The organism is Thermococcus pacificus, assembly GCF_002214485.1.
Taxonomy (GTDB): Archaea; Methanobacteriota_B; Thermococci; order Thermococcales; family Thermococcaceae; genus Thermococcus; species Thermococcus pacificus.
In genome coordinates this window covers 1,710,316-1,735,943 of the sequence record NZ_CP015102.1, presented here as the reverse complement: position 1 = coordinate 1,735,943, position 25,628 = coordinate 1,710,316, and the positions used below count along the sequence as shown (strand labels likewise).

General features: G+C 56.0%; 29 protein-coding genes. 16 read left to right on the top strand and 13 right to left on the bottom strand.

What is annotated here, in order from left to right:
- Positions 1-8 precede the first annotated feature (8 nt).
- The 5 genes from A3L08_RS09525 to rpl18a all read left to right on the top strand — a co-directional run bounded on the left by A3L08_RS09525 (position 9) and on the right by rpl18a (position 3,219).
- Positions 9-1,697, top strand: a complete 1,689-nt coding sequence (locus A3L08_RS09525) for an acyl-CoA mutase large subunit family protein (RefSeq protein WP_088854781.1) — start codon at positions 9-11, stop codon at positions 1,695-1,697.
- A gap of 121 nt (positions 1,698-1,818) precedes the next feature.
- Entirely contained in the window at positions 1,819-1,974 is a 156-nt protein-coding gene (locus tag A3L08_RS09520; protein WP_012572069.1) for a 50S ribosomal protein L39e, read from the top strand.
- A 10-nt stretch (positions 1,975-1,984) separates the two neighbouring features.
- Positions 1,985-2,257 carry a 50S ribosomal protein L31e gene (locus A3L08_RS09515; RefSeq protein WP_088854780.1) on the top strand — a complete coding sequence of 91 codons (273 nt, stop codon included), beginning with the start codon at positions 1,985-1,987 and terminating at the stop codon, positions 2,255-2,257.
- 27 nt (positions 2,258-2,284) lie between these two features.
- Positions 2,285-2,971: a translation initiation factor IF-6 gene (locus A3L08_RS09510; RefSeq protein ID WP_088854779.1), complete on the top strand. Its 687-nt coding sequence runs from the start codon at positions 2,285-2,287 to the stop codon at positions 2,969-2,971.
- 17 nt (positions 2,972-2,988) lie between these two features.
- Complete coding sequence (gene rpl18a / locus A3L08_RS09505) at positions 2,989-3,219, top strand: 50S ribosomal protein L18Ae (RefSeq protein WP_088854778.1); 231 nt, start codon at positions 2,989-2,991, stop codon at positions 3,217-3,219.
- 3 nt (positions 3,220-3,222) lie between these two features.
- Here the strand turns inward: rpl18a and A3L08_RS09500 are convergent, their stop codons facing one another.
- Positions 3,223-3,840: a DUF7411 family protein gene (locus A3L08_RS09500; RefSeq protein WP_088854777.1), complete on the bottom strand. Its 618-nt coding sequence runs from the start codon at positions 3,838-3,840 to the stop codon at positions 3,223-3,225.
- Between the two features lie 95 nt (positions 3,841-3,935).
- Between A3L08_RS09500 and A3L08_RS09495 the strand changes: the two genes are divergently transcribed.
- Entirely contained in the window at positions 3,936-4,352 is a 417-nt protein-coding gene (locus A3L08_RS09495) for a YhbY family RNA-binding protein (protein ID WP_088854776.1), read from the top strand.
- Positions 4,353-4,355: 3 nt separating this feature from the next.
- Positions 4,356-4,808, top strand: coding sequence for a 30S ribosomal protein S19e (locus tag A3L08_RS09490; RefSeq protein WP_088854775.1), 453 nt, complete (start codon positions 4,356-4,358; stop codon positions 4,806-4,808).
- A 37-nt stretch (positions 4,809-4,845) separates the two neighbouring features.
- Here A3L08_RS09490 and A3L08_RS09485 read toward each other — a convergent pair whose 3' ends face one another.
- Positions 4,846-5,607, bottom strand: a complete 762-nt coding sequence (locus tag A3L08_RS09485; protein WP_157721617.1) for a transglutaminase-like domain-containing protein — start codon at positions 5,605-5,607, stop codon at positions 4,846-4,848.
- Positions 5,608-5,708: 101 nt separating this feature from the next.
- Between A3L08_RS09485 and A3L08_RS09480 the strand changes: the two genes are divergently transcribed.
- The 3 genes from A3L08_RS09480 to A3L08_RS09470 are packed head-to-tail and all read left to right on the top strand — an operon-like array spanning position 5,709 to position 7,279.
- Positions 5,709-6,047, top strand: coding sequence for a DNA-binding protein (locus A3L08_RS09480; RefSeq protein WP_088854773.1), 339 nt, complete (start codon positions 5,709-5,711; stop codon positions 6,045-6,047).
- A gap of 15 nt (positions 6,048-6,062) precedes the next feature.
- Positions 6,063-6,341, top strand: a complete 279-nt coding sequence (locus A3L08_RS09475; RefSeq protein WP_088854772.1) for a hypothetical protein — start codon at positions 6,063-6,065, stop codon at positions 6,339-6,341.
- A 38-nt stretch (positions 6,342-6,379) separates the two neighbouring features.
- On the top strand, positions 6,380-7,279 hold the full coding sequence (locus A3L08_RS09470) for a transcription initiation factor IIB (protein WP_088854771.1): 900 nt from the start codon (positions 6,380-6,382) through the stop codon (positions 7,277-7,279).
- A gap of 41 nt (positions 7,280-7,320) precedes the next feature.
- Here A3L08_RS09470 and fen read toward each other — a convergent pair whose 3' ends face one another.
- Complete coding sequence (fen, locus tag A3L08_RS09465) at positions 7,321-8,346, bottom strand: flap endonuclease-1 (protein ID WP_088854770.1); 1,026 nt, start codon at positions 8,344-8,346, stop codon at positions 7,321-7,323.
- A gap of 92 nt (positions 8,347-8,438) precedes the next feature.
- Entirely contained in the window at positions 8,439-8,900 is a 462-nt protein-coding gene (locus A3L08_RS09460; protein ID WP_088854769.1) for a phosphate-starvation-inducible PsiE family protein, read from the bottom strand.
- Between the two features lie 249 nt (positions 8,901-9,149).
- Between A3L08_RS09460 and acs the strand changes: the two genes are divergently transcribed.
- Both acs and A3L08_RS09450 read left to right on the top strand, forming a co-directional pair.
- A complete protein-coding gene (acs, locus tag A3L08_RS09455) occupies positions 9,150-10,547 on the top strand; it encodes an acetate--CoA ligase alpha subunit (RefSeq protein WP_088854768.1) in 1,398 nt (465 codons plus the stop codon).
- Between the two features lie 93 nt (positions 10,548-10,640).
- Positions 10,641-11,348 (top strand): metallophosphoesterase family protein, encoded by a 708-nt coding sequence (locus A3L08_RS09450; protein WP_088854767.1) that lies wholly within the window; start codon positions 10,641-10,643, stop codon positions 11,346-11,348.
- 1 nt (position 11,349) lies between these two features.
- On the opposite strand, the gene A3L08_RS09445 is transcribed toward A3L08_RS09450, so the two are convergent.
- The 3 genes from A3L08_RS09445 to A3L08_RS09435 form a co-directional block, all read right to left on the bottom strand.
- Positions 11,350-11,658: a PRC-barrel domain-containing protein gene (locus tag A3L08_RS09445; RefSeq protein WP_088854766.1), complete on the bottom strand. Its 309-nt coding sequence runs from the start codon at positions 11,656-11,658 to the stop codon at positions 11,350-11,352.
- A 75-nt stretch (positions 11,659-11,733) separates the two neighbouring features.
- Positions 11,734-14,247: a CDC48 family AAA ATPase gene (locus A3L08_RS09440; protein ID WP_088854765.1), complete on the bottom strand. Its 2,514-nt coding sequence runs from the start codon at positions 14,245-14,247 to the stop codon at positions 11,734-11,736.
- Complete coding sequence (locus A3L08_RS09435) at positions 14,244-15,011, bottom strand: hypothetical protein (RefSeq protein WP_088854764.1); 768 nt, start codon at positions 15,009-15,011, stop codon at positions 14,244-14,246. The genes A3L08_RS09440 and A3L08_RS09435 overlap by 4 nt, the downstream gene beginning before the upstream one ends.
- Before the next feature lie 130 nt (positions 15,012-15,141).
- Between A3L08_RS09435 and A3L08_RS10030 the strand changes: the two genes are divergently transcribed.
- The 3 genes from A3L08_RS10030 to serS all read left to right on the top strand — a co-directional run bounded on the left by A3L08_RS10030 (position 15,142) and on the right by serS (position 18,112).
- Entirely contained in the window at positions 15,142-15,297 is a 156-nt protein-coding gene (locus tag A3L08_RS10030; protein WP_198362121.1) for a hypothetical protein, read from the top strand.
- Between the two features lie 171 nt (positions 15,298-15,468).
- On the top strand, positions 15,469-16,671 hold the full coding sequence (locus tag A3L08_RS09430) for a molybdenum cofactor synthesis domain-containing protein (protein ID WP_088854763.1): 1,203 nt from the start codon (positions 15,469-15,471) through the stop codon (positions 16,669-16,671).
- Positions 16,672-16,744: 73 nt separating this feature from the next.
- The gene (gene serS, locus A3L08_RS09425) at positions 16,745-18,112 is read left to right on the top strand and encodes a serine--tRNA ligase (RefSeq protein WP_088854762.1); all 1,368 of its coding nucleotides are present in this window, start codon (positions 16,745-16,747) and stop codon (positions 18,110-18,112) included.
- Between the two features lie 40 nt (positions 18,113-18,152).
- On the opposite strand, the gene A3L08_RS09420 is transcribed toward serS, so the two are convergent.
- Positions 18,153-18,851, bottom strand: a complete 699-nt coding sequence (locus A3L08_RS09420; protein WP_088854761.1) for a nucleotidyltransferase domain-containing protein — start codon at positions 18,849-18,851, stop codon at positions 18,153-18,155.
- Positions 18,852-18,930: 79 nt separating this feature from the next.
- Here A3L08_RS09420 and A3L08_RS09415 point away from each other — a divergent pair, with 79 nt between their 5' ends.
- Positions 18,931-19,353, top strand: a complete 423-nt coding sequence (locus A3L08_RS09415; RefSeq protein ID WP_088854760.1) for a hypothetical protein — start codon at positions 18,931-18,933, stop codon at positions 19,351-19,353.
- Positions 19,354-19,366: 13 nt separating this feature from the next.
- Here the strand turns inward: A3L08_RS09415 and A3L08_RS09410 are convergent, their stop codons facing one another.
- From A3L08_RS09410 to asnB, 5 genes are all read right to left on the bottom strand, one after another.
- Positions 19,367-20,542: a hypothetical protein gene (locus A3L08_RS09410; protein ID WP_232461729.1), complete on the bottom strand. Its 1,176-nt coding sequence runs from the start codon at positions 20,540-20,542 to the stop codon at positions 19,367-19,369.
- 74 nt (positions 20,543-20,616) lie between these two features.
- A complete protein-coding gene (locus A3L08_RS09405; protein WP_088854759.1) occupies positions 20,617-21,636 on the bottom strand; it encodes an L-threonylcarbamoyladenylate synthase in 1,020 nt (339 codons plus the stop codon).
- A gap of 39 nt (positions 21,637-21,675) precedes the next feature.
- Positions 21,676-22,707 (bottom strand): glycosyltransferase family 4 protein, encoded by a 1,032-nt coding sequence (locus tag A3L08_RS09400; RefSeq protein WP_088854758.1) that lies wholly within the window; start codon positions 22,705-22,707, stop codon positions 21,676-21,678.
- A gap of 37 nt (positions 22,708-22,744) precedes the next feature.
- Positions 22,745-23,971, bottom strand: a complete 1,227-nt coding sequence (locus A3L08_RS09395) for a cell wall-binding repeat-containing protein (protein ID WP_198362120.1) — start codon at positions 23,969-23,971, stop codon at positions 22,745-22,747.
- A 142-nt stretch (positions 23,972-24,113) separates the two neighbouring features.
- Positions 24,114-25,556, bottom strand: a complete 1,443-nt coding sequence (asnB, locus tag A3L08_RS09390) for an asparagine synthase (glutamine-hydrolyzing) (RefSeq protein ID WP_088854757.1) — start codon at positions 25,554-25,556, stop codon at positions 24,114-24,116.
- Positions 25,557-25,628: the final 72 nt, after the last annotated feature.

Sequence of the window (25,628 nt, the reverse complement as noted above, 5' to 3'; positions counted from 1 at the left end):
TGGTAGGCATGACCTTCGATAAGGAGAAGCTCGCGAAAATCCGGGAGGAGGAGAAGCGCTGGGAGGAAACTACCGTCGCGAAGTTCCTCCAGAAGGCTCCGGAGAGAAAGGAGAAGTTCATGACGGACGACGGTTTTGAGATAAAGCGCGTTTACACTCCGGCCGACCTTGGCGAAGATTGGGACTACATGGAGAAGCTCGGCTTCCCCGGTGAGTACCCGTTCACGAGAGGCGTTTACGCGACGATGTACCGCGGCCGCTTCTGGACCATGAGGCAGTACGCCGGCTTTGGAACCGCCGAGGAGAGCAACAAGCGCTACAAGTACCTCCTCGAGCAGGGGCAGACCGGTCTGAGTGTCGCCTTTGATTTACCCACCCAGATAGGCTACGACTCCGACCACCCGATGGCCGAGGGCGAGGTCGGTAAGGTCGGTGTCGCGATAGATTCGCTCTGGGATATGAGAATTCTCTTCGACGGAATCCCGCTCGACAAGGTTTCCACTTCAATGACCATCAACTCCACAGCGGCGAACCTTCTCGCCATGTACATCCTCGTGGCTGAAGAGCAGGGCGTTAAGCCAGAGCAGCTCCGCGGAACGGTCCAGAACGACATCCTCAAGGAGTACATAGCTCGTGGCACTTACATCTTCCCGCCCCAGCCGAGCATGAGGCTCACGACAGACATCATCATGTACTGCGCCGAGAACGTTCCCAAGTGGAACCCGATAAGCATAAGCGGCTACCACATCCGCGAGGCCGGTGCCAACGCCGTTCAGGAGGTTGCTTTCACCCTTGCCGACGGTATAGAGTATGTTAAGGCCGTCATCGAGAGGGGTATGGACGTCGACAAGTTCGCCGGAAGGCTGAGCTTCTTCTTCAACGCCCACAACAACTTCCTTGAGGAGATTGCCAAGTTCAGGGCCGCGAGAAGGCTCTGGGCCTACATCATGAAGGAGTGGTTCAACGCCAAGAACCCGCGCTCGATGCTCCTGCGCTTCCACACCCAGACGGCCGGCTCAACCCTCACCGCCCAGCAGCCGGAGAACAACATCGTTAGGGTTGCGATCCAGGCCTTAGCGGCAGTTCTCGGGGGAACCCAGAGCCTGCACACCAACTCCTACGACGAGGCCCTCTCGCTCCCGACGGAGAAGAGCGTTCGCATTGCTCTGAGGACCCAGCAGATCATAGCCTACGAGAGCGGCGTCGTCGACACCATCGATCCTCTCGGCGGAAGCTACTACATCGAGTGGCTCACCGACCACATCTACGAGGAGGCTTTGAAGTACATCGAGAAGATCCAGAAGATGGGCGGCATGATGAGGGCTATAGAGCGCGGCTACATCCAGAAGGAGATAGCCGAGAGCGCCTACAAGTACCAGAAAGAAGTCGAGGAGAAGAAGCGCATCATCGTCGGCGTCAACGAGTTCATAGTCGATGAACCGCTCGACGTCGAGATCCTCAAGGTCGACCCGAGCATCAGGGAGAAGCAGATCGAGCGCCTCAAGAAGCTCCGCTCCGAGAGGGACAGCAAGAAGGTCGAGGAGGCTTTGGACAGGCTCAGGAAGGCGGCAGAAAGCGAGGATGAGAACCTTATGCCCTACATCATCGAGGCCCACAGGCACCTCGCGACCCTCGGTGAGGTCACCGACGTCCTGAGGGAGGTCTGGGGCGAGTACAGGGCGCCGCTGATATTCTGATTTTATTCCATCCCTTTTTCTATTCCGTTATCCTTCCGAGGCACCAAACCCCACAAAAAAGCTTAAAAAAGGATAGCCAAAGCAACAACAGGCATTCATGATAATCCCGGGAGGTGTAGTTATGGCGAGAAACAAGCCGCTTGCGAAGAAGCTCAGACTTGCCAAGGCCGCGAAGCAGAACAGGCGCGTTCCGGTCTGGGTCATCGTTAAGACCAACAGGAAGGTCATGACCCACCCCAAGAGGAGAATGTGGAGAAGGACCAAGCTTAAGGAGTGAGGTGATCTAAATGCCGATCAAGCCGGGTGAGGAAGTTATATTCGTCGTTCCGATTCAGAAGATAAAGAAGCGCGTTCCGCGCTGGAAGAGGGCCCCGAGGGCAGCTCGCTTCCTCCGCGAGTGGATAGCGAGGCACGCCAAGGCCGATGAGGTCATTATCGGCACCGACGTCAACGAGAAGATCTGGGAGCGCGGCGCTGAGAAGCCCCCTAGCAAGCTCCGCGTTAAGGTTGTTGTCGAGGAGGAGGAAGGCAAGAGGGTGGCCAAGGTCTCCCTCGCATGATCCTTTCCTTTTGCGAGGGGTTGAGCGATGCACATAGAGAGGCTTGATTTTGAGAACTCACCGTATCTTGGAGTTTACGGCCTTGCGACCGATAAGGTAGTCCTGGTTAGGGAGGGCCTCGGAGAGAAGAAGCTCGCGGTTCTCAGGGAGGTCCTCAAGGTTCCGCTCATCGAGACGAGCGTGATGAAGTCCAGGATAGTCGGCATTTTCGCAGCCGGCAACTCCAACGCGATAGTGGTCCCATGGTACATCTGGGACGCCGAGCTTGATGCAATAAACAATCAGCTCAAGGAGTACGGCATTGACGTGGAAGTGGTCCCCTTCCAGAGCACGCTGACGGCTTTTGGCAACCTCATCTTAGCGAACGATAAGGCAGCCCTTATAAGTGCCAAGTTCACCCGCGAGGAGGCGAAGAAGCTCGAAGATATACTCGGCGTCGAAGTTGAGAGGGGCATGATAGGCGACTACCACGCGGTTGGAAGCGCCGGTGTGGTCACCAACAGGGGCGGCTTGGTTCACCCCGAGGCCACTGATGAGGAGCTGGAATGGCTCCGCGACCTCTTCAAGGTTGATGTCTACGTCGGAACCGCCAACATGGGTGTCCCGTTCGTTGGCTCATGCATGCTGGCCAACTCTCACGGTGTCGTCGTTGGACACCTCACCACTGGACCGGAGATAGTTAAGATTGAAGAAGCGTTAGGTTTCCTTGACTGATGACGGAGGTGTGAGAAATGGAGGTTAAGGTCTTCCGCGTTAAGGGCGTCTTCGAGAGGAACGGAAAGAAGGAGAGGTTCACCAGGGAGTACCGCGGGCTTAAGAAGGAGGACGTTGTTGAGATCCTCTACTCCGAGGTCGGTAGCAAGCACCGCGTTCCGAGGAACAAGATATGGATCGAGGCCGTTGAGGAGATAAAGCCTGAAGAGGCCGAGAACCCGATCGTCAGAAAGCTCAGCGGCCTCTGATTCTTATTCTATTTCCCTGTTGCGACCTTCTTTCCACCCCATGACCCTTGACTGGTAGTGGCTCTTCGGGAATATCCCCAGCGGGTCGATGCCTTTCTCGCGGAGCAGATGCCTCAGCTCTACTTCATAGTCAGCCTTCTCCAGCTCCTCGCTCTCCCTGATCTCAACGACGAAGAGCCTCTCCGTGAGTTCTCTGATCGTCTTGTAGCCGAGGCCGAGGAGGGGCCTTATGTAGGCTACGCCAAATCGGTCTTCCAGCGAGCGTGCCCTCGGCAGGTCAAGGAGAGGAACGCGGTCGTCCCTCCTGGTGCCGTCACTTATTCTCTCAACTTCCGGCAGCGAGGCGAGGGCCTCCAAAGCTTTCTCGTGGATGAACTGTATGGCGTTGTTTGGGTGGCCGTCTCGGATTGCCATCTCCGCCGCTTTTTCCAGCGTCTCCTTCGGGAGGTAGAGAACCCTGTGCTCAAAGCCGAGCCTCTCAGCCGTTTCCCTCGCGAAACGCCAGTTGTCCAGAAGGCCAAAGCTCACCGTCACCAGCTCGACATTGTAGCCGAGTCTTGTTAGTATCCACGCGGCCAGGCTTGAATCTTTCCCACCTGAGTAGAGATGATGGACGAGCATGGTTTGACCCCCTTTCCCCTCTGCACCCAACACCTTTAAAAGGCCAACCTTTATAAGACCTCCAGCAAACCGCGAGAGGCTTAGAGGTGAGAGGTATGGAGAAACGCTTATCCGGAAAGGTGAGACGCGCCATAAGGGCGAGATACTACGATATCCCTCCGCGAGCCTGGATAGGGAAGAGGGGACTGGACGAGAGCGTCATCGAGGAGATAAACACCCAGCTTGAGAAGGATGGAATCCTCAAGGTCGAGATAAGGAAGGGTGCGCTCATAAGCACCGGCCTCGACAGGGGAACCCTTGCCAGAAAGGTCGCGGAGATGACCGACAGCGAGCTCATAGACGTGCGCGGCAAAAGGTTTATATTGTTCAAACCGAGGGAAGGTTGGGAAAAGTATTTAAGGAAGCTCCAGAGAAAGGAGCTTTCGAAGGAAAAGCGGGAGGAGAAGCCCGTTAAGAAAGTCAAGCTCGACATCGCTCAATTCAGGAGGAAATTCAAGAAGGGGAGGGATTGAAGAATGGCGACTGTTTACGACGTTCCCGGTGATTTGCTCGTTGAGAGGGTTGCCCAGAAGCTCAAGGAGATAGAGGCTATAAAGCCGCCCGAGTGGGCCCCGTTCGTCAAGACCGGCAGGCACAAGGAGAGGCTTCCAGAGCAGGACGACTGGTGGTACTACAGGGTCGCCAGCGTCTTCAGGAAGGTCTACGTCGATGGGCCGGTCGGCATCGAGAGGCTCAGGACCTGGTATGGCGGCAGAAAGAACCGCGGCCACGCCCCGGAGCACTTCTACAAGGCCAGCGGTAGCATCATAAGGAAGGCTCTCCAGCAGCTTGAGGCCGCTGGCTTCGTCCAGAAGGTTCCGGGTGAGGGAAGGGTCGTAACCCCGCAGGGTCAAAGCTTCCTCGACAAGATCGCCACCGAGCTCAAGAAGGAGCTTGAGGAGCAGATCCCCGAGCTCAAGAAGTACTGAGCTCCTCTATTCTTGCTTCTTGTTTGTAACTTTCGGTTTAGTATTTTAACACCAGGACAATCAACAATATGCCAATCACCATCACAGTCAGCTGAGGCAGCCTGTTGATTACCTCCCACGGTGTAACCCCAACGTACGAAACAACCTCGCCCTTATCGTTGAGGATGACTATCGAAAGGCTCCCCTCCCATCTCTCGGCGTAATGTGCGTCTATCTTCTGCGGTCCCCACCAGTCGAGCGCGTAGTAGGTTCCATTGTATTTGAAGACCAGAACCGCATGGCCCCAAATAGAGCTTGACATACTGATATAGGCCAGGTATATATCTCTGTAACCCAAGGCTTTCATAACCGCATAGTTGAAGACCGCGTAGTCCCTGCATACTCCTTTCTTTTTCTGAAGGAACTCGTGGGGAAGGAGGGTGCCCCCTTCGAGCGCCATGAATTTCTCGTAGTCGTAGTCGGTGTTCTCGACTTCCCATTTGTGGAGGTTCCATGCGGTCTCGAGGATGTCCCGGCCCTTTACCTTCTCCGCAACCGGCATTATCGCATTTATCTCACTCTCGTTGATGTCGCACTTGATTATTCCCGGCCCCCAATTCCTCCAGTAGGGCTTTGAGCAGTCGAAGGCCTCGGAGTATTTCTTGAGATAGGCATCGCGGTCGATAGTGTTTATTCCCGCTTTCTGGAGGAGATCCGAAGTCTTCACGGTGATTACGCCCGTCTGATGATCGTAGATGATGGCCGAGATTATGAGGACCACGATGATTAACTTTATGATGCCCTTGAGGAGAACTCCCATACTACCTCCCAACCTTTTAGTTCCGTCCTCCTTTAAATGGCTAACGCAGATGCAATACATTTTTAACCCAATCCCCAACCTTAGCATAGGAGGTGAGGGCCATGGCGGAGGACATTGAGGAGATCAGGAAGAAGAAGCTCATGGAGCTCCAGAAGAGGTATCTTGAGCAGCAGAAGGCTCAGGAAGAGGCCATGAGGCAGGAGATGGAGCTTGAGGCCCAGCTCGACGCGATAATGAGGAGGATTCTCACGCCGGAGGCCAGGGAGAGGCTCGGAAGGGTGAAGCTCGTTAAGCCCGAACTCGCGAGACAGGTCCAGCTCGTCCTGGTCCAGCTCTATCAGGCCGGCCAGATACGCGAGCCCATCGACGACGCCAAGCTCAAGAGGATTCTGGCGCAGATCGACGAGCGGACGAGGAGAGACTTCAACATTAAGTGGTAGCGAGAAGGTGAAGCCATGGACGCCAGGGAGATAGTGGAGATTCTCGACGAAAAGGGAGAGGTCAGTCTCGACACCTGGAAGGCCGTCTCGGTAAAGAAGAACAAGGACGGGACGGCCGATCTGCTCTACCGCAACCTCCACGTCGGGACCGATGACGATCCCGTCTTCCTCTGGATTTATGCTAACATAGTTGAGGAGGACTGGGACGTTCGTGTTCTGGAGAGGATAACCTTCAAGCGTGAGGACATCGCCTGGTTACTTCGCTATGTAGTTAAAAAAGGCGAAGGTTTATAAGGGCTATATAAAATAGCCGGCCGGTTGGGGGTGTTGGAGTGAGCAATCGCAGGGTTTGCCCGGTGTGCGGTTCGACCGAGTTCATTTACGACCCGGGTAGGGGCGAGATAATCTGTAAGGTTTGCGGTTACGTTATCGAGGAAAACGTAGTTGATATGGGCCCGGAGTGGCGCGCCTTCGACGCGAGCCAGAGGGAGAAGAGGGCGCGCGTCGGTGCTCCTGAGAGCATTCTCCTCCATGATAAGGGTCTCTCAACCGACATCGGCATTGACAGGAACCTCTCCGGACTGATGCGCGAGAAGATGTACCGGCTGAGGAAGTGGCAGTCCAGACTCAGGGTCAGTGACGCGGCAGAGCGTAACCTCGCCTTCGCCCTGAGCGAGCTTGACAGGATTGCCTCTCAGCTCAGTCTTCCGCGACACGTCGAGGAGGAAGCGGCTAGACTCTACCGTGAGGCTGTGCGGAAAGGCCTCATAAGGGGTCGCTCAATAGAGAGCGTCATAGCGGCCTGCGTTTACGCCGCCTGCAGGCTTTTGAAGGTTCCGAGAACGCTCGACGAGATAGCGGACATTTCCCGTGTTGACAAGAAGGAGATTGGTAGGAGCTTCCGCTTCATAGCCAGGAACCTTAACCTCACTCCCAAGAAGCTCTTCGTCAAGCCGACGGACTACGTGAATAAGTTCGCTGACGAGCTCAACCTCAGTGAGAAGGTCAGAAGGAGGGCGATAGCCATCCTCGAGGAGGCCTACGAGAGGGGCCTCACCAGCGGCAAAAGCCCTGCCGGACTGGTCGCAGCGGCGCTGTACATAGCGAGCCTCATCGAGGATGAGAAGAGGACCCAGAGAGAGGTCGCTGAGGTCGCCCGCGTCACCGAAGTCACCGTCAGAAACCGCTATAAGGAGCTCGTTGACAAGCTGAACCTCAAAATACCTGTATGAGCATCGACGCTGGAAAAATGTGAAGCCTCTGGATTTCGGGTTTAAGGTTTCCCGAACCAGCTCTCAAGCGTCCTCTGCTTTCCACTCTCCACCGCTTTCTTCAGCCTTTCAAGGCCGCTCTTAACCCTCTCCTCGCTGAAGTCGTGCTCATCGCAGAGGAACTTTAGAATTCCCTCCTCGTCGGGCTCGCGCCATCTCAGCTCGTACTCGTCCGTAACTGGCGGGTTCAGGAAGAACTCCTTTATCGCGTAGAGGTCGACCTCGCTCTCCTTCTGGTACTTCTTGAGCGGGTCTTTGGTTCTTTTGACTATGGTCAAAGCCTTCTTCGGGCCAATGCCCTTTATCCCGCTGGGATTGTAGTCCGTCCCAACAAGAATCGCCAGCTCTATAAGTTTTTCTCTGTCTATGCCGAGCTCCTTGAGAACCTCCTCCAGAACGATTAGTTCGGGCTTCACTTCAACGTAGACGTTCTTTCCCGGGAGCTTCCTCCTGCCGGTTATGGTGAGGTTTCTCACGAGTTTCGGCGCGCCGAAGAGGAGCGAGTCGTAGTCCTGGCTCGCTGAGGCGTAAACTTTCTTCTTGGCGGCCATGTAAGCTGCTTGGGCCTCACCCTCGCTCGGGGCTTGAACAACGGGAATCCCCATTAGCTCGAGGAGCTTCTTGGCATCGTTTATGAGTTGCTCGTTAACGCGAGTTGCCCTCATCGCGTACTTCTTCGCCTCCTCCAAGTCACCTTTTTCAAGGGCCTCATGCCACTTCTCCTCAGCCTCTTCCCTGGCCTCGCGGCGCTTCTCTATCTCCTTCTTCTTGAACTCTGGCGGCTTTCCGTCGAAGACGTAGGCGGGCTTTATTCCGGCCTCCATCAGGTTTATTGTCCTGTAGAAGAAGCCGCTGAGGTGAGAGGTTATCCTGCCCTTCGAGTCCATTAGAGGAGTTCCATCGCGTTGCCTTATCGTTGAGAGAAACTGGTACATGGCGTTGAAGGCATCGATAGCGACCTTTTTCCCGTAGAGGTTCTGGAGCTCTATCTCCTTCCTTGGTACCAGCTCACCGATCTGAACTCCCATGCTCACCACCGAAAAAGATAGGGAAGGGAGGTATTTAGCCTTTGCCTCAGCCTACCGGATTGCTCCTCACCGCTCGGGGAGGGGAAGGGTCATCATCGGTCTAGCCCGTGCTCAACGATGAACTTCTCCTCTTCTGAAACCCTCCACCTTTCCTGGACGTATATCCAGCCAAGAACGAATATCAGGGCGGCCATTCCGAGCATGACTTCCCAGCCGAGGGATTTATAGTCAACGGTTATTACGAGCTTCCTCACCAGAGCAACAACGCCGAGCTCGGCCACACGGCGCATGCTCACGTGGTGCTCCTTTATGTAGAGGGTGAGCAGCTCAAACAGCTCCAAAAGTATGATGACGAGCAAGAACTCGTGAAGCGCCTCCTCCACGTCAAAACCATGAAACAAGATGCCGATTAGGTCGTATATCGCGTAGATCACATACGCCATCGTGAGAAGGGCCAAGACTATCACAACGAAGTCAAAGGAAAGGTTCATCCACTTAAGGACTATGCTCTCGAGCGGCGTTAGCTCTTTCTCGGGCTTGGGTATTATTGCCATTAGATCACCCTAATTTTTGTTGTGGGTTTGCTTTTAAAGATTTTCTCCCACCTGGTTCTCCTGATGAAGAATTTCCGGGAAATAAAGGTTATTACGGGCAGCCTAACTGATTTCAGTGAGCTAAAACTCATCACCTATTATTTTCAGGGTTTTAACATCTGTCGATTTTCTCATCGGCAAAAAGAGAAGGGAAAGGTTTTAACTGCATTTTATAGACGTAAAACTGGAATGTCATTAGAGGTGATAAGAATGGCTGATTCAAGGATTGAGGCACTTTTCAAGCCCAAGAGCGTCGCAGTTATAGGCGCTTCAGGAACGCCCGGGAAGATAGGGTACGCAATTATGAAGAACCTCGTTGAGTACGGCTACGAGGGCAAGATATACGCCGTCAACGTCAAGGGCGGTGAGATAGAGATCAGCGGAAGGAAGTTCCCGGTCTACAAGAGCATCCTCGATGTTCCCGACGAGGTTGACATGGCCGTCATAGTTGTCCCGGCCAAGTTCGTCCCGCAGGTCGTCGAGGAGTGTGGACAGAAGGGTGTCAAGGTTCTCCCGATCATCAGCTCCGGCTTCGGTGAGCTGGGTGAGGAGGGCAAGAAGATCGAGCAGCAGCTCGTCGAGACCGCTCACAAGTACGGCATGAGGATCCTCGGTCCGAACATCTTCGGTGTCGTTTACACCCCGGAGAAGCTCAACGCTACCTTCGGCCCGACCGACGTCATGCCGGGCAAGCTCGCCCTCATCAGTCAGAGCGGTGCCCTCGGAATAGCCCTCATGGGCTGGACGATACTTGAGAAGGTCGGCCTCTCAGCGGTCGTCAGCATTGGAAACAAGAGCGACATCGACGACGCTGACCTGCTCGAATACTTCGAGGAGGATGAGAACACCGGCGCCATACTTATCTACATGGAGGGCGTGAAGGACGGAAGGAAGTTCATGGAGACCGCAAAGAAGGTCAGCATGAAGAAGCCGATCATCATCATAAAGGCTGGAAGGAGCGAGCGCGGTGCCAAGGCCGCCGCAAGCCACACCGGAAGCCTTGCTGGAGCAGACAGCATCTACACCGCCGCCTTCAAGCAGAGCGGCGTTCTCCGCGCTCTGACCATCGGAGAGGCCTTTGACTGGGCGAGAACGCTCAGCAACCTGCCTGAGCCAGAGGGCGAGAACGTCGTAATCCTCACCAACGGCGGTGGAATAGGCGTTATGGCCACCGACGCTGCCGAGGAAGAGGGACTCCACCTCTACGACAACCTGGAGGAGCTTAAGGTCTTCGCCAACCACATGCCGCCCTTCGGAAGCTACAAGAACCCGGTCGACCTCACCGGTATGGCGGGAGCGGAGAGCTACGAGGGAGCCATTCGCGATGCGCTCGCCCACCCCGAGATGCACAGCATAGCCGTTCTCTACTGCCAGACGGCTGTGCTCGACCCGCGTGACCTCGCGAAGATAGTCATCCGCGAGTACAACGAGAGCGGAAGGAAGAAGCCACTCGTCGTTGCCATCGTCGGTGGAATAGAGGCCAAGGAAGCCATCGACATGCTCAACGAGGAGGGCATTCCAGCCTATCCGGAGCCGGAGAGGGCCATCAAGTCCCTCGCGGCGCTCTACAAGTGGAGCAACTGGAAGAAGAAGCAGAAGAAGGAGTGAGCCCTTCTCTTTCTTCCAATTCCCTTTTCATTCGTTGGTTCTCGTCCGGTAAGTGTTTTAACGTGAGCTTCTCAAACGGTTTTGGGAAGTGCCATGATCATCGCCCTCATCTCAGACATCCACTCAAACTGGGAAGCCCTCCAGGCCGTCTGGAAAGAGATTAAGAAAGCGGATGCAATCCTCTGCATGGGAGATTTGGTAGGTTACGGCGCTTCACCAAACGAGGTCGTTGAGTTCGTTCGAGAGCAGATGGAAAAGAGAACTTTCCTCTGCGTTCGTGGAAACCACGACAACGCTGTCGCTTTCGGCCTCGACTGGGGCTTCAACCCCTACGCGAGGGAGGCTGTGAGGTGGCACCAGCGGGTCATGAGTATCGAGAACCTTGAATTTCTGAGAAGGCTCCCTGTTAGGCAACTCTTCACCGACGATAGAGGGAGGAGCTATTTGCTCATCCACGGTTCACCGAGGGCACCCCTCGATGAGTATCTCTTCCCCTGGCTCCCCGATAGCGAGTTCAAAGCCGTTCTGAGCTACATAAAGCAGGACGACCTGCTGGTGGGGCACACCCACGTACCGATGCTGAAGCTCCTTGGAGGGAGAAGGATAATAAACCCTGGAAGTGTCGGCCAGCCCCGTGACGGGAAATGGAGAGCGGCCTATGCCATCATGGACACTGAAGAAGAACCCCCGGACAACGTCGAGTTCCACCGGGTGGAATACGATGTGGAAGAAGCCGCGAGAAAGATATTGGAAGCGGGTCTCCCGCGGTTCCTCGCGGAGAGACTCTACGACGGCTACTGACTCACTCGCCCTTTCCGGTCAGGGCAGAGGCTGTGGGCGGCCTCCTGAGCTTTGACTTCACCGCGAGCTTGGTCGAGTCTATGATTATGACCTCTCCGATGCTCTTCACCGCGCTGACCGGGACGAGGAGGAGTCCCTCGTGGTCGGTAACGAACTCGCTGGTGTCGAGGTCTTCGTCTGGCTCGGCAACTATCACAAGAATATCGCCGGTTTCCTCATCGAAGCTAAGGTCGTAGACCCAGCCGAGCCTTACACCGGTGTCGGTTATAAGCTCAACGTCCCTAAGCTTGGAAGCCATTATCTTGACCATTTTCGCCACCCCTCGGTTTAATCGTGTAAGCTCTTGGGCACCAACGTATAAAACTTTTTCCAAAAAGAAATGGGATCAGAAGGTGTAGTAGTCGGGGCCCTTCGCCCCTTTCTCCCCACTGCGCCTCCTGTTCTCCTCGAAGTTCTTGTAGTACTCGACCATATAGGGCGTTATGCTCGGGCGGACCTTCTTCAGCGCCTCCTCGAAGTCCTTCCTGGACACCTTGAGCTTCTCAAGGAACTCCTCGCTCTCTTCCTCGACGAGCTCCTCTGGAAGCTCCCGCATTATCCTGCGCATCGCTATGAGTGCGGCCTCCCTCACCAGGGCCTCAATGTCGGCACCGCTGTAGCCCTCTGTTCTCTTGGCAAGCTCCCTGAGGTTAACGTCCTCGGCGAGGGGGACGCGCCTTGTGTGCACTTTGAGTATCTCCAGCCTGGCCTTCTCATCGGGAGCTGGAACGAGTATCAGCCTGTCGAACCTTCCCGGCCTGAGCAGTGCGGGGTCGAGAATGTCCGGCCTGTTGGTTGCCGCTATAACAACTACGCCGCTGTTCCTCTCGATGCCGTCCATCTCCGTCAGGAGCTGGTTGATGAGCCTGTCGGTAACGCGGTCGCCCTCCATGCCCCTTGCAGGCGCTATGGCGTCTATCTCGTCTATGAAGACCACTGTTGGAGCGGCCTGACGGGCCTTCCTGAATATTTCCCTCACGCGCTTCTCGCTCTCACCGACCCACTTGGAGAGAACCTCCGGCCCGCGGATTCCGATGAAGTTGGCCTCACTCTCCGTCGCCACCGCCTTAGCGAGGAGCGTCTTACCTGTTCCGGGCGGGCCGTAGAGGAGTATTCCCCGGGGCGGTTCTATTCCGAGCCTCTGGAATGCCTTCGGGTACTTGAGCGGCCACTCTACAGCTTCGCGGAGCTCCTGCTTCACCTCTTCAAGTCCGCCGACGTCGTCCCAGTGGACATTGGGAACCTCCAGCAGGACTTCCCTGAGCGCGGAAGGCTCGACCATCTTCAGGGCCTCGTAGAAGTCAGCCTTCCTCACACGGAGCTCCTGGAGAACCTCCGGTGGGATTCTCTCCTGCTCCGGACTGACTTTACCCTCATTTATGAGCCTCCTGAGGACAACCATGGCAGCTTCCCTGGCGAGGGCGGCCAAATCAGCACCGACGAAGCCGTGGGTCTTGTCGGCTATCTCGTCGAGCATCCTGTCTATGAGGCGTGTTCTCACCTCTGCATAGACTTCACTTTCGCTCTTGAGGGCTTCCTTGACCTCGTCCTCACTCCTCGCATCCTCGACCCTTTCAATGACCCTCTTGAGAGTGCCCTCATCGAAGGTCTTCCTCTTCATGAGCCCCCGCAGAACCCTCAGGACGGTCTCCTTATCGTAGTCCGGCTCGAGGGGCATTCCCCTTGTGTGTATCTGGAGTATCTCCTTCCTCCCCGCTTTGTCCGGAACGCCGACCTCTATCTCCCTGTCGAAGCGTCCGGGCCTCCTCAGCGCGGGGTCGAGGGCGTCCGGCCTGTTGGTTGCGGCGATGACTATGACCTTCCCGCGCCCCTTCAGACCGTCCATCAGGGTGAGCAGCTGTGAAACGACTCTCTTCTCAACCTCTCCAACTACCTCTTCCCTCTTAGGAGCTATTGCATCAATCTCGTCGATGAAGATTATCGCCGGGGCGTTCTCCTCGGCCTCCTTGAATATCTCCCTCAGCCTTTCCTCGCTCTCTCCGTAGAACTTACTCATGATTTCTGGACCGTTGATGGCTATGAAGTGGGCGTTGGCCTCGTTGGCGACTGCCTTTGCCAACAGAGTCTTACCTGTTCCCGGCGGACCGTAGAGGAGCACACCCTTTGGAGGCTCTATTCCAAGCCTCTCGAACAGCTCCGGGTGCTTGAGCGGGAGTTCGACCATCTCGCGTATCTTCTGAATTGCGTCGCTCAGGCCGCCTATGTCCTCGTAGGTCACCTCGGGGATGGCCTCCTCGCGAACCTCGACGGCCTGCGGGAGAACCTCGACTTCGGTGTTGTAGGTTATCTGGACGATTCCCTTCGGGACCGTGTTGACGACGACGAACTTCAGCTCGCCGAAGCCCAGGGGCATTGTCTCGAAGAGCCCCCTAAGCAGTTCATCGAAGGGCGAACCGCCGTAGTACGTCTCGTTCCTGCTGCTGGCAACGACGAGGTCACCTTTAACGACGGGCCTTCCGAGCAGGTTCCCCTTCACCATCTCGCCGGGGATCTGGATAAAGACGCCCTTCTGGGCGGGTGCGAGGGTTACCTTCTTGGCCTCCTGCACCTCTGCCTTCGCGATCGTTACGTAGTCGCCTATGCTGACGCCGGCGTTCCTCCTTATGTATCCGTCCATCCTCACGATGTCAAGGCCGCGGTCGTCGGGGTGCGGATTGGCGACTATCGCCGCCGTCGAACGCTCGCCTATGAGCTCGACTATGTCCCCCGGCTCAACGCCGAGCTGCTTCTGGTACCTCCTGTCGAACCTGACTATCCCCCTGCCGACGTCCCTTTTGAGGGCCTCCGCAACGCGGAGCTTGATTTTCTCATACCTCTCCTCATCCTTACCGAAGATCATTTTGACCTCCTCCTTTTCCTTTGCCTCTCTATCGCTTCCTCCAGTGTCAGATTGCCCACCGCCACCTCACGGGCCAGCTTAGAGGATATCGTGATGTTGCCGCTCAGTTCGCGGCTTCGCCTTTTGATGTCTTCTATCTCACGCTTAGTGGGCTCCTTGACCTCGAGAATCTCGCCGATTGAGACCTCTCTCCCCTCGCGGAGCCCTATGTTTATCGCCGCCACTATGTCCTGAACCTGCGATACTTCCATCCCCCCAACCTTCGGGGTGGTTCTCGACTCGTTCACGATGATTACCGGGTAATCGTAGCCCAGCAAATCGGCGAGGGCCTTAAGCATGAGCACCCTCTGTCTCTTTGCCCCGTGTCCAATCTTGATTTTAGCGCCCGGATACTTCTCGAGCAGGTCTATTATAATCCCAACGTCCCTTGGGTTCTTCAGGTGGTGCACCTCTATCACGCGGTTGTCCGCGACGACGCTCAGGCCCGGCCTCTCACCGGGGTCTATGGCTATGTAAATCCTCTGGAACCTCTCCCGTCCCTCAAGCTTCGATAGCAGCTCATCTATAAACCCTTCGTCCCTCACGACAACCTTGACTGGAAAGTCTATGCGGTCGTAGTCCGATTCCGAGGTGAGCACGACCTCAACGTCGAAGGGGATTTTCTCCCCCACCCTGAGGCTGCGGAACGGTATGCCGTACTCCTTCAGCACCTTCGTGGATACGTAGTAAATGCGGGGATCGCTGGTTACAATCGCCACTCTCATGGTCATCACTTGGTTTCATCAATTAAAAACCTTTCTAACCGCCCGAATTACGAAATTTGGCCTGAGAGGGGCTTAAATTGGTGGAAAAAAGTTTATAAGCCATAATCCGGAAGTAGAAACGGGGATCGGGATGCAGCCTCCTAAGAAAAAGAAGAAAGTTGAGGAGTTCGAAGAAGAGCTCTTCGAGGAAGAGGAAGAGTGGGAGCTGGAGGAGGACGAGTTCGACGAGGAAGAGTGGGAAGAGGAGTGGGAGGAAGAGGACTGGGAAGAGGACGAGGAGTGGTGAACTCCGTTCTTTAAGATTTTCCACAGTTCCGGGCGGCTGGCTTTATAGGCCCTTCAACATTATCCCCGCGAGGATAATCTTCGCCCGGATAAACTCTGGCCGCGGGAAGTAAACACCTCCGCTTACGCAACCCATTTATAGAAAGCCTTCTTCTTTTCTCAGGGTGATAGAATGGCGTTCCTAAAGGTCGTTCCCCTGGAGAAGGCACTCGAGGTTATCAACTCATTCCCGCTCGAGCCGAAGGTCGAGAAGGTGCCTCTGGAGGAGGCCCTCGGCAGGGTTCTCGCTGAGGACGTTGTCTCTCCGATAGACGTCCCACCCTTTGACAGGGCGACGGTTGACGGCTACGCGGTCAGGGCAGAGGACACCTTCATGGCGAGCGAGAGCGAGCCGGTCAGGCTGAAGGTGGTCGGCGAGATAAACGCCGGGGACACCCCGAACATCGAGCTGAAGCCCGGCGAGGCGGTCTACATATCCACCGGCGCACCGCTCCCGAAGGGGGCCGATGCGGTTATCCAGTTCGAGGACGTCAGCAGGGATGGGGATGAGGTCATCATATACAAACCCGCTTATCCATCGCTCGGCGTCATGAAGGCTGGGGCAGACATCCCGAAGGGGGAACCTCTCTTAAAGAGGGGAACGAGGCTGACTTTCAAGGACACGGCCCTCCTCTCTGCAGTCGGTATTGCGGAAGTCCCCGTCTTCAGGAAGCCGAAGGTTGCGGTTATAAGCACGGGCAACGAAATCGTTCCCCCGGGGAGCGAACTGAGGCACGGCCAGATTTACGACATCAACGGGAGGGCCATAACCGATGCCGTCAGGGAGCTCGGCGGCGAGGCGTTCTTCCTTGGAATAGCGCGGGACGACCGCGAGAACCTTAAAGCGCTCATTGAGAAGGGTGTGGAGTGCTGCGACGTCGTCCTGCTCAGCGGCGGTGCAAGCGGCGGCATAAGGGATCTGACGAACTCCATCGTTGAGGAGCTCGGCGAGGTGAAGATACACGGCATAGCAATACAGCCCGGCAAGCCGACGGTTATAGGCCTCATCGATGGGAAGCCCGTCTTCGGTCTCCCCGGTTATCCTACCAGCTGCCTGACGAACTTTACGCTACTCGTCGCGCCGCTTCTCAGGAAGCTCATCGGAAGGGAGGGTGAGGTCAGGAAAGTTAAGAAGAGGCTCGCCCACAAGGTCTTCTCCGTCAAAGGAAGGAGGCAGTTCCTGCCCGTGAAGATAGATGGCGAGAAAGCGGTGCCGATACTGAAGGGAAGCGGAGCTGTTACCAGCTTCGTCGATGCCGACGGCTTCATCGAGGTTCCGGAGAACGTCGAGATACTCGAGGCGGGGGAAGAGGTCGAGGTTACGTTCTTCGGCTGATTTCGTCGCTCCTCCAATCCCCTCATCAAAACCTTTTTTAAACTCCTTACCGTTCCATCCCCAGGTGAAGACTATGCTGGACATAAAGCTCATCCGTGAAAACCCCGACCTCGTCAAGGGCGACCTCATCAAGCGCGGCGAGCTTGAGAAGCTCAAGTGGATAGATGAAATCCTCGAACTCGACGCCAAGTGGCGCGAGAACCTCAGGAAGATAAACCAGCTCAGGAAGGAGCGCAACCGGCTTGCGGTCCAGATAGGCAAGCGCAAGAAGGCCGGTGAACCGATAGACGACCTCCTGGCGAAGAGCAACGAGATAGTGAAGCAGATCGAGGCCCTGGAGAAAGAGGTAGAAGAACTCCGGAAGAAGATAGACTACTACCTCTGGCGCCTCCCGAACATAACCCACGAGAGCGTTCCCGTTGGAAAGGACGACACCGAGAACGTCCCGATAAGGTTCTGGGGTAAAGCTAAGGTCTGGGAGGGCTTCCTCGATACGTTCAAGGAGCAGAGCCTCGGAAAGATGGAGTACGAGGTTCTGAGCTGGAAGCCGAGGCTCCACGTCGACATGCTGGAGCTTTTGAGGGGCGCCGACCTCGAAAGGGCCGCGAAGGTGAGCGGCGCGCGCTTCTACTACCTCATGAACGAGCTTGTAATACTAGATTTAGCTTTGATTCGCTTTGCCCTTGACAGGCTCATCGAGAAGGGCTTCGTCCCGGTGATACCGCCCTACATGGTGCGTCGCTTTGTTGAAGAGGGCGTCACCAGCTTCGGCGACTTCGAGGACGTCATCTACAAGGTCGAGGGGGAGGACCTCTACCTCATCCCGACGGCTGAGCACCCATTAGCTGGAATGCACGCCAACGAGATAATTGAGGGTAAGGATTTACCTCTCCTCTACGTCGGCGTTTCGCCGTGCTTCAGGAAGGAAGCGGGAACGGCAGGAAAGGACACGAAGGGAATCTTCCGCGTCCACCAGTTCCACAAGGTCGAGCAGTTCGTCTATTCCCGCCCGGAGGAGAGCTGGGAGTGGCACGAGAAGCTCATAACCAACGCAGAGGAAATATTCCAGGAGCTTGAGATACCCTACCGCGTCGTGAACATCTGCACTGGCGACCTCGGCTACGTTGCGGCTAAAAAGTACGATATCGAGGCGTGGATGGCCGGCCAGGGCAAGTTCAGGGAAGTTGTTTCAGCGAGCAACTGTACGGAGTGGCAGGCGAGGCGCTTAAACATCCGCTTCCGCGATAAGACCCACGAGAAGCCGCGCTTCGTCCACACGCTCAACTCGACTGCCATAGCCACCTCAAGGGCCATCGTCGCTATCCTCGAGAACCACCAGACAGAGGAAGGCGTCGTGAAGCTCCCGAAGGCCCTCTGGAAGTACACGGGCTTCAAGGAAATTCTGCCGGCGAGCATGAAGGAGAAGTGCTGCCAGGAGTGATTTTTTCTTCCTTTCTTCACTCTGTGTTGTCCCCCCTAAACTAGCCCCTCTCCCTAATCTTCCTCCTAACGTTCGGGTCGCGGTCAGCTATCATCTTGAGGGCTTCCTCAAAGGTCATCCAGTCGGGCACTTCCTCGTCAATGTAGATCCCGGTTCTCCCTATTCTGTCACGCCTCGTGAGGACGTGGACGCGTTCGGTGACTATGTCAATGCTTACCCCGAGGAGCTTTGCAACCTCACTCTCCCTCCCGACGACTTCGCGCTCGATGTGCCCCCTCTCCGTCGGAATGATCAGAATCAGCTTCTTATTCACGCCTGGAACGCGCTCGTTGGTTTTCACTCCCCACAGGTCTATCGCACCTCCCCAGCGGTAGAACTCCAGCTCCCTGTCCGTGGGGTCTATCAGCGGAAAGGTCACCGTCGTCTCCTCGTCTATCTCGATGACGCCCTTTATGAGGTGCCAGGGGGTCGCCATCACGATTTTCCTTCTGCCCACAAGCCCCTCCAGGGCTAGCTCGATGAGGTAGCTCGGAACCCTGTAGGGAATGAACACGTCTATGTCGCTGTCCCTCCTAACGTCGCCCCTCGCGACACTGCCGTAGAGCTGTGGGTCGAACTGCTCCAGGCGCTCCATTATCCCCAGGGCTTTCTCCCTTTTCTCCCGGAGGTAGCGCCAGCGCTTCGGCGTGTAGACGACTTCCCTCTCGTCCCAGACACGGACAACCTTTTCCCTCGGCATTGGTTATTATTTGACCGGAATGTTTAAAAACGATGTTCTTGGCTATTTAAATCAGAACATATAAGAGGGGTGGTAAAGAATGCCAGTGCTTGGGATTAATATAACTGATGTCAGAATAAATAAAAGTTCTACCGTATCGCCTACTGGCCAAATTGAGGTGAAACTTACTCCAAAGATAAAGGAGCTAAGACTTGGTGAAATAAGACTTCCTACGGGGAAAACCAATGGAATCGAGGTTTTATTCTCGTATAACATTCAATACACTCCTGCTATTGCTGAGGGAAGTATTGAAGGGCTGTTAATGTATTTGCCCCCTCAAAAGGAAAACTTAGACGAGATTTTGGACCAATGGGAAAAGGAAAAGCGACTCGATCCTTTTATGTTCGCTGAGGTCGTTAACTTCATAACCAAGGAAGTCTCGCCGATGTTGATGCTTCTCGCCAAGGAGATGCGCCTTCCATACCACATACCGATCCCGAGGGTTGAGGTCAAGTCTCAGTGACCTCTTTTTTCCTTTAGTATACTCCCTCTGCCGCGTGAATCTTTTTGAGGGTCTCCATTAGCTCCTCGCGCCTCATGGACTTCTCGGCAAGTTCGAGGGCCTTCATAAGGTTCTTCCTGTTCAGGTAATACTCTATAGTATCGATTTCGTTGACTATAACCTCAGAACCCTTGGACGCAGCGTGCCCCTTGAGGACGGCCAGTCTTACCCTTATTCTGAAGGCCAGGTTGCTCTTAGACTCGAGGGCACTCCTGTATGCATCCATGGCCTCGTTGATCTTCCCGATACCAATCAGCGCCTCACTGAGTTCGACAAGCTTCGAAGCTGCCTTGTCCTCCTCCCTATTGGAGCGGTAGGATGTTATCACCTGGTAGAGCATCCTTGCCGTGTTGAGCCCTATGAGCTTGGCCCTGTTAAAGTTCCTGGCCATCAGATATGAGTACTGGGCCTTGACGAGGTAGCTCGTCGTCCCATCGAGGTCCCCGTTTGAGTAGGCAACCTTGCTCGCCTTCTCGAAGTTCTTCGCCGCGGTGTCCATCATCTCTATGAAGTGGATGTCGTAGCCGAATATCGCCAGTATAAAGTACGCGAGGCGGTAAAATGCTTCGGCGGCGTCCTTTACGTTACCTTTCTCAAGCCTCTCCTCAGCCACCTGTCCGTAGAGGGTTATCATCATCTCGGCGATTCTCCTGTACGCCTCCATATTTTCTATGAGCCGATAGTACCTGTAAGCCGACTCGTAGGCCCTTATAGCTATCTCTATGTCTGCATTGTCCTGATACGAGTTTCCGAGGTCCTCATATATGGCCGCGAACTCTTCCGCGTACTTCATGAGGTTCTTATGGTCATCAAGAGTTGCAAATATTTCGAGGACGTTAAAACAGTATTTGTCTAGGGCGTCAATGTCCACCTCGGGTCGGGATACCTCCTCGTCAATTAAATCTAGGTACAGGTAAGCGCTCTTCAGAAGTGACGGCTTGGACTTCTCCACGGACTTCGTCTTCTCAAGGAGTACATAACCCAGATACTTGTAGAGCCTCGCGGCATCGGCCTTCTGCCTCCTATCCTCGTAGCCCTTGGCGGCCCTAAGCATCAGCTTGAGTCCTTCCTTGAGGTTGCCCTCGTTAATTCTCTTGATTGCGAGCTGTTCAAAGTCCTCCGGCCCCTCTGGTCCCACACCAGCTACCAAGACACTCACCCCACATGATTATAGCCTGGGCATACGGTTAAATCTTCTTTACCCTACAGATATTTAAGCGTTGTCTATGCCCATACTATTCTGTACCCTGCCGCCTTTCTCAGTCTGTTCATCACCGCAAAGCCGAGCCCCCTTTCCTCAATCCCTTCGGCAATTATTATGTCCACGCCGCGCTTATCAAGCTCCCTCAGGGCTCTAAACAGGTTTCTGGCCACGTCCTCCTCCGTTCTCCCTAGATGGAAGAACTCGTCTGCCTCATACTCCTCCGTGGCCATGACCCCAACGCGGAGCCCCTTCGAGCGGTATTCCTTGACAAGCTCGGCTATCTTTTGCCTAACCCTCTCCCTTGGCCCCTCTACGACTATAACCTGCGCATTCGGCGAGTAGTGCTTGTACTTCATGCCTGGTGAGCGGGCGACGTCTACGAGTTTGCCCCTCACAGCGGGGTGTATCTCAACCGGTCCGATAACTGCCTCAATCTCCTCAAGTGGCAGGCCCCCCGGCCTCAGGAGGGTTGGCCTCTCCGAGCTGAGGTCTATAACGGTTGACTCCACCCCTATGTTCGTCTCCCCGCCGTCGATTATTGCCTCAATCTTCCCGTAGAAGTCATCCACCACGTGTTCAGCGAGGGTGGGGCTGGGCTTCCCGCTTATGTTTGCTGAAGGAGCCGCTATCGGGGTGCTGGCCTTTATGAGTGCGAGTGCTATCGGGTGGGCCGGCATCCTGACGGCTACGGTGTCCAGTCCCCCTGTGGTTACGTCCGGCACCTCCTCCCTCCGGGGGAGCACCATCGTGAGCGGCCCCGGCCAGAACCTCTCCGCCAGAAGTCTAGCCTCGTCGGGGATTTCTCTGGCGAGCCTTTTTAAGTCCTCGAATTCAGCTATGTGGACGATGAGCGGGTTGTCCGCGGGTCTTCCCTTTGCCTGGAATATCCTCCTGGCTGCTTCTTCGTTGAGTGCGTCCGCCCCAAGGCCGTAGACCGTCTCGGTCGGGAACGCCACCAGCTTACCCTCAAGTATGAACCTCGCGGCTATCTTAACCTTTCTCTCATCAACGCCCTCTCGCATGTTGATTACTACCGTCATGCTCTCACCTGAGGGGGGTCTGAAAAGCGGTTAAAAAAGCTATCCCAGAACCGAGCGGTAGACCCCCTCGACTTCCCTCGCAACTTCCTCCCATGTGTAGAGAGCGGCCACCCTGCCCGCGATTAGGCCGGTTTTTCTGTTCCTCTTGGGTTCAAGGAGCAGCCCGACGGCCTCAACAAGCTCCTCAAACGTCCCAAACGTCAGTCCGTTCTTCCCCTCGCGTATGAGCTCCGGAATCGCACTGACCCGCCTGCCAGCTGCCGGGACGCCCAGGGAGTTGGCCTCCAAGATCACCAGCCCGAAGCCCTCTCTCTTCGATGGAAGAACCAGTAGAGCGCTTTTCGAGAGTATGTTCCCAATATCGTTTCTGTATCCTAGAAAGTGGACGTTTTCCGGGGCGGTTGCCTCGAGCGTTTTCCTCAGGGGGCCGTCTCCCACAACGAGAAACTCCCTTTCCGGGAAGCGCCGGGCCAGCTCTATGAAGGTCTCCGGGCTCTTGTATTCCCTCAGCGCCCCAATGAAGGTTACAAACTCCCTTTTGCCCTCCTTTCCAGGGGTTAGGGCACGAACGCCGTTGGGGATGACCCTGACCGAGCTCGCTCCCAGGGAAAGGGCCTTCTTCGCGAGCCAGTGGCTCACCGTTATGACCGCATCCGCTTCAAGCAGCGTTTTCTTCACGTAGAACCTCCCGAGGGCGAGCTTTGCGGTGTGCTCGAGGTCGCTTCCGTGGGCGGTCACGACGAGCGGAATGCCTGTCTTTCCCTTCGCCAGGACTCCGGCAAAGCTCGTCGTCCCGACGAAGTGGGCGTGTACAATGTCAAAATCGAGTTCCCTGTGCAACTTCACTATCTCCCTCGAACCCAGAAAAGCGAAGCTCGTCCCCCTGAACCCATAAACAGGTGGAACGCGAACCTGGTGGACGAACTCTCTCTCAAAACCCCTCGGCTCAACGGGGCCGTAGGTCAGAACGTGAACCTCGTGGCGTTTCCTGAGCTCTCCCACAAGGCTGTCCAGGTGGTTTGCAACGCCTCCGCCGTGCGGGGGGTAGTGTCCGACCATTAAAATCCTCATTTTGACCGGAGAAAATTGGGAAGGGCGTTAAAAAGGGTTATGGTCTCCTCCCTTCCCCTCCACCGTGCTGACCCGGCCAGGTTCCCGACGCCCCGTGTCCTCTGAGGGTCTTCTCGGCCAGCTTCGCTTTTATCTGCGGTATCAGGTCGTTGAGCACCGTTGAGTAGTCGTGCCTCTTGAGTGCATCCCTGGCCTGCTGCAGCAGGCTCTCGACGTCGCTCACGTCGTAACCTTTCTTTTCGAGAACCCTGACCATGACCTCAAACTGAAGCAGCCTCCTCTCGAGCCTCTTCTGGGCGGAGCCCTGGTATATCGTCATAACTTCCTTGTATGCCATCACTATGACGAAATCCGCGTCGCCGCTGGCCTTCATGGCGAGCCGGTACGCCTCGGCGTAATTCCCCCTATTGTATTCGCTCCAGGCCTGCTCGATCAGACTCTCTGCCATCTCCAGCCTCTTCCTGGCCGCGGGGATCTGGAGACCGTCGAGGAGCTCCTTTGCTCTCTCAGTTTTGTTCTGGACGTCCTTCAGAACCTCCCCCGTGGTTACGGGATCCAGGGACGCGGCCACTTCTTCGACGCCCAGTTCGCTTCCAAAGCGCCCCCTGGCGAAATCGGTCAGCCACTCACTGTTCAGCGGAAAAATCGGGGCCGTTCCCTCGAAAGTCCCCATGTAGACCAGGCTCTTAAGCCCCTTGAACCTCCCCAGAGCCTCCAGGGTCTCGTTCAGTTTTCCGGAGTCCGTCAGGATGAGCAGGGGACTCCCGTAGGCTCCCATTGAACCGGTCTTTACCCTCTTAAGGTACTCCTTCAGCGCGAGCCCGTCCCGCCCGTTGGCCACGACGACAGCATCTATCCCTTCGTAAATCCCTGGAAACTCCTCCAGGAGCCCCTCGATGACGGCCAGGTTGGTTTCGTACCTCGTCTCCCCGTACCAGCGCTCGTAGGGGATTCCAAAGTCGTCCAGGTCCCCGTTGTAGTCCTCGGGTACGGCCACAGGGCCGCCGATTATGATGACCTTTCCGGGCTCCACGCTCAGTATCTCCGCACTGACGGCAGGGTCGTAGGTTCCCCACGGGCTCACTATGACCTTAGCATCGAGCAGGGCCGCGACGCTGTACGCTATCGCCAGGTCTGCCTCGTTATCCGTTACCAGGATTGCGATGCTCGAATCGGCCGCCGAGACGTAGCCGACATGATCCGGGATCACCCCCAGGATGAACATAAAGCCGATGAACATGACGCCCAGTTTCCTCCACTCCACGTTCTCCCACCATTTACCCCTTAGAAAATGCTTTATTTAAGCCTTTTTCACGAAACCGTTAGCTTTCGTTAGTCCTCTGGGGAAGAAGAAAGGCATGGATGGGCCTTTCGGGGCCGGATCATTAAAGAACGTTCAGGAGCGTTTATTCCCGTTTAAACATCTCCCTAAATGCTTTCTCGGCGTATTCCCTAAGGCTGAGCCCTTCTCCCTTGGCGACCTTCTCAAGGAGCTTCTGTGCATGGCTGCCGTACTGCGCGGCCTTCTTCTCCCTCATGGCAATTTCCTCCGGCAACCCTGCCCTGATGGCCGCCCTCCTTAGGACTGCTTTTCTAACGCCGCCAGATATCTTTGCCTCCAGAGGTGTGTTAAGTGCGGCCGATATCACCGGCAGGCTCAGGAACGGGAAGCGCCCCTCCACTGAGTTGAGCATGGCTATCTTATCGTCCCTGGCGAGGTTCCTCTCGGAGAGCTCCCTGAGGTCAAGCTCCATCAGTTCCGGCCTCTCCAGGTACTTCGCGTAGCCGCCGAAAAGCTCGTCCGCTCCCTGTCCGCTCAGCAGAACCTTCGTTCCGTCTTCGCGCGCCAGCCTCGTGGCAAAGTAGAGCGGTATCCCGATGGCCAGGTTCATGGGGTTGGGCTCCTCTATCGCGAAGACAACCTTTGGAACCGCATCCCTTACGTCTTCTACGTCGAAGACGTACTCCTTCAGCGGGAGTCCGAGCTTATCCGCCGCCATTCTCGCCCACTCGAGGTCGGGGCTTCCCTCGGCCCCGGCTGTGTAGATGACGACGTCAGAGTACTCCGACGCGAGCAGTGTCACCAGTGAGCTGTCCAGCCCGCCGGAGAAGAGGACACCCGTTTTCTTCCCCACCCGGTGCCTCACAGAGCATGCCAGGGTTTTGAGGACCGCGTTCACTGCACGCTCCCCTGAGAGAGGACTTCTCTTCAGCTCGTCCAGTGAGAAAACCCTCCTCATGGCCGCTCCGCTTCCCGAAATTGTGACGAGTTCCCCAGGCCTCACGGGGATTGCCTCCTCCCCAATGGCCCAGAGCACCTTCTTCTCGCTCGCAAAAAAGCCCCTCGGGGAGTAGTAGAGCGGCCTGATGCCAACGGGATCGCGGAAGAGGTGGATCACTTTTCCGTCTGAGATTGCCACGGCGTAGTCCCCTTCGAGCATCGTCATAGCCTTCCTGACGGCATCGTGGATGCTCAGCCCGCTCCCGAGGAGATACTCGATGAGCCTCAGAATCACCTCGCTGTCCACATCGCTCTCAAAGGAAACGCCGCGCCCCTCGAGCCATGCCCTCAGCTCGCGGTGGTTGTATATCTCGCCGTTGTGGACGAGGGCGAAGTCGTTGACGAAGGGCTGCATGAACGTCTTTGAGCCGGTCATGGCGAGCCTGCACTGAATAAGCCCGATACGTCCTTCGGGTATCTCCCCCACCCTGGAGAAGTCGTCCGATTTCAGCACCCCTGCGTCAGTCCACACGCCGAAGCTGTCCTCTCCCCTGTGCTTGCCGGCGTTTATCATGAGGATGAACTTTTCCCGGAGATTCGAACCGATTCCACCCGCCACCAGGCACATGCTCTTCCACCACCCCGAGTTGGTCGTCTTTAAGAAAAGGCTTCCCGCTTTCGACGTGAGATAGTGATAAAG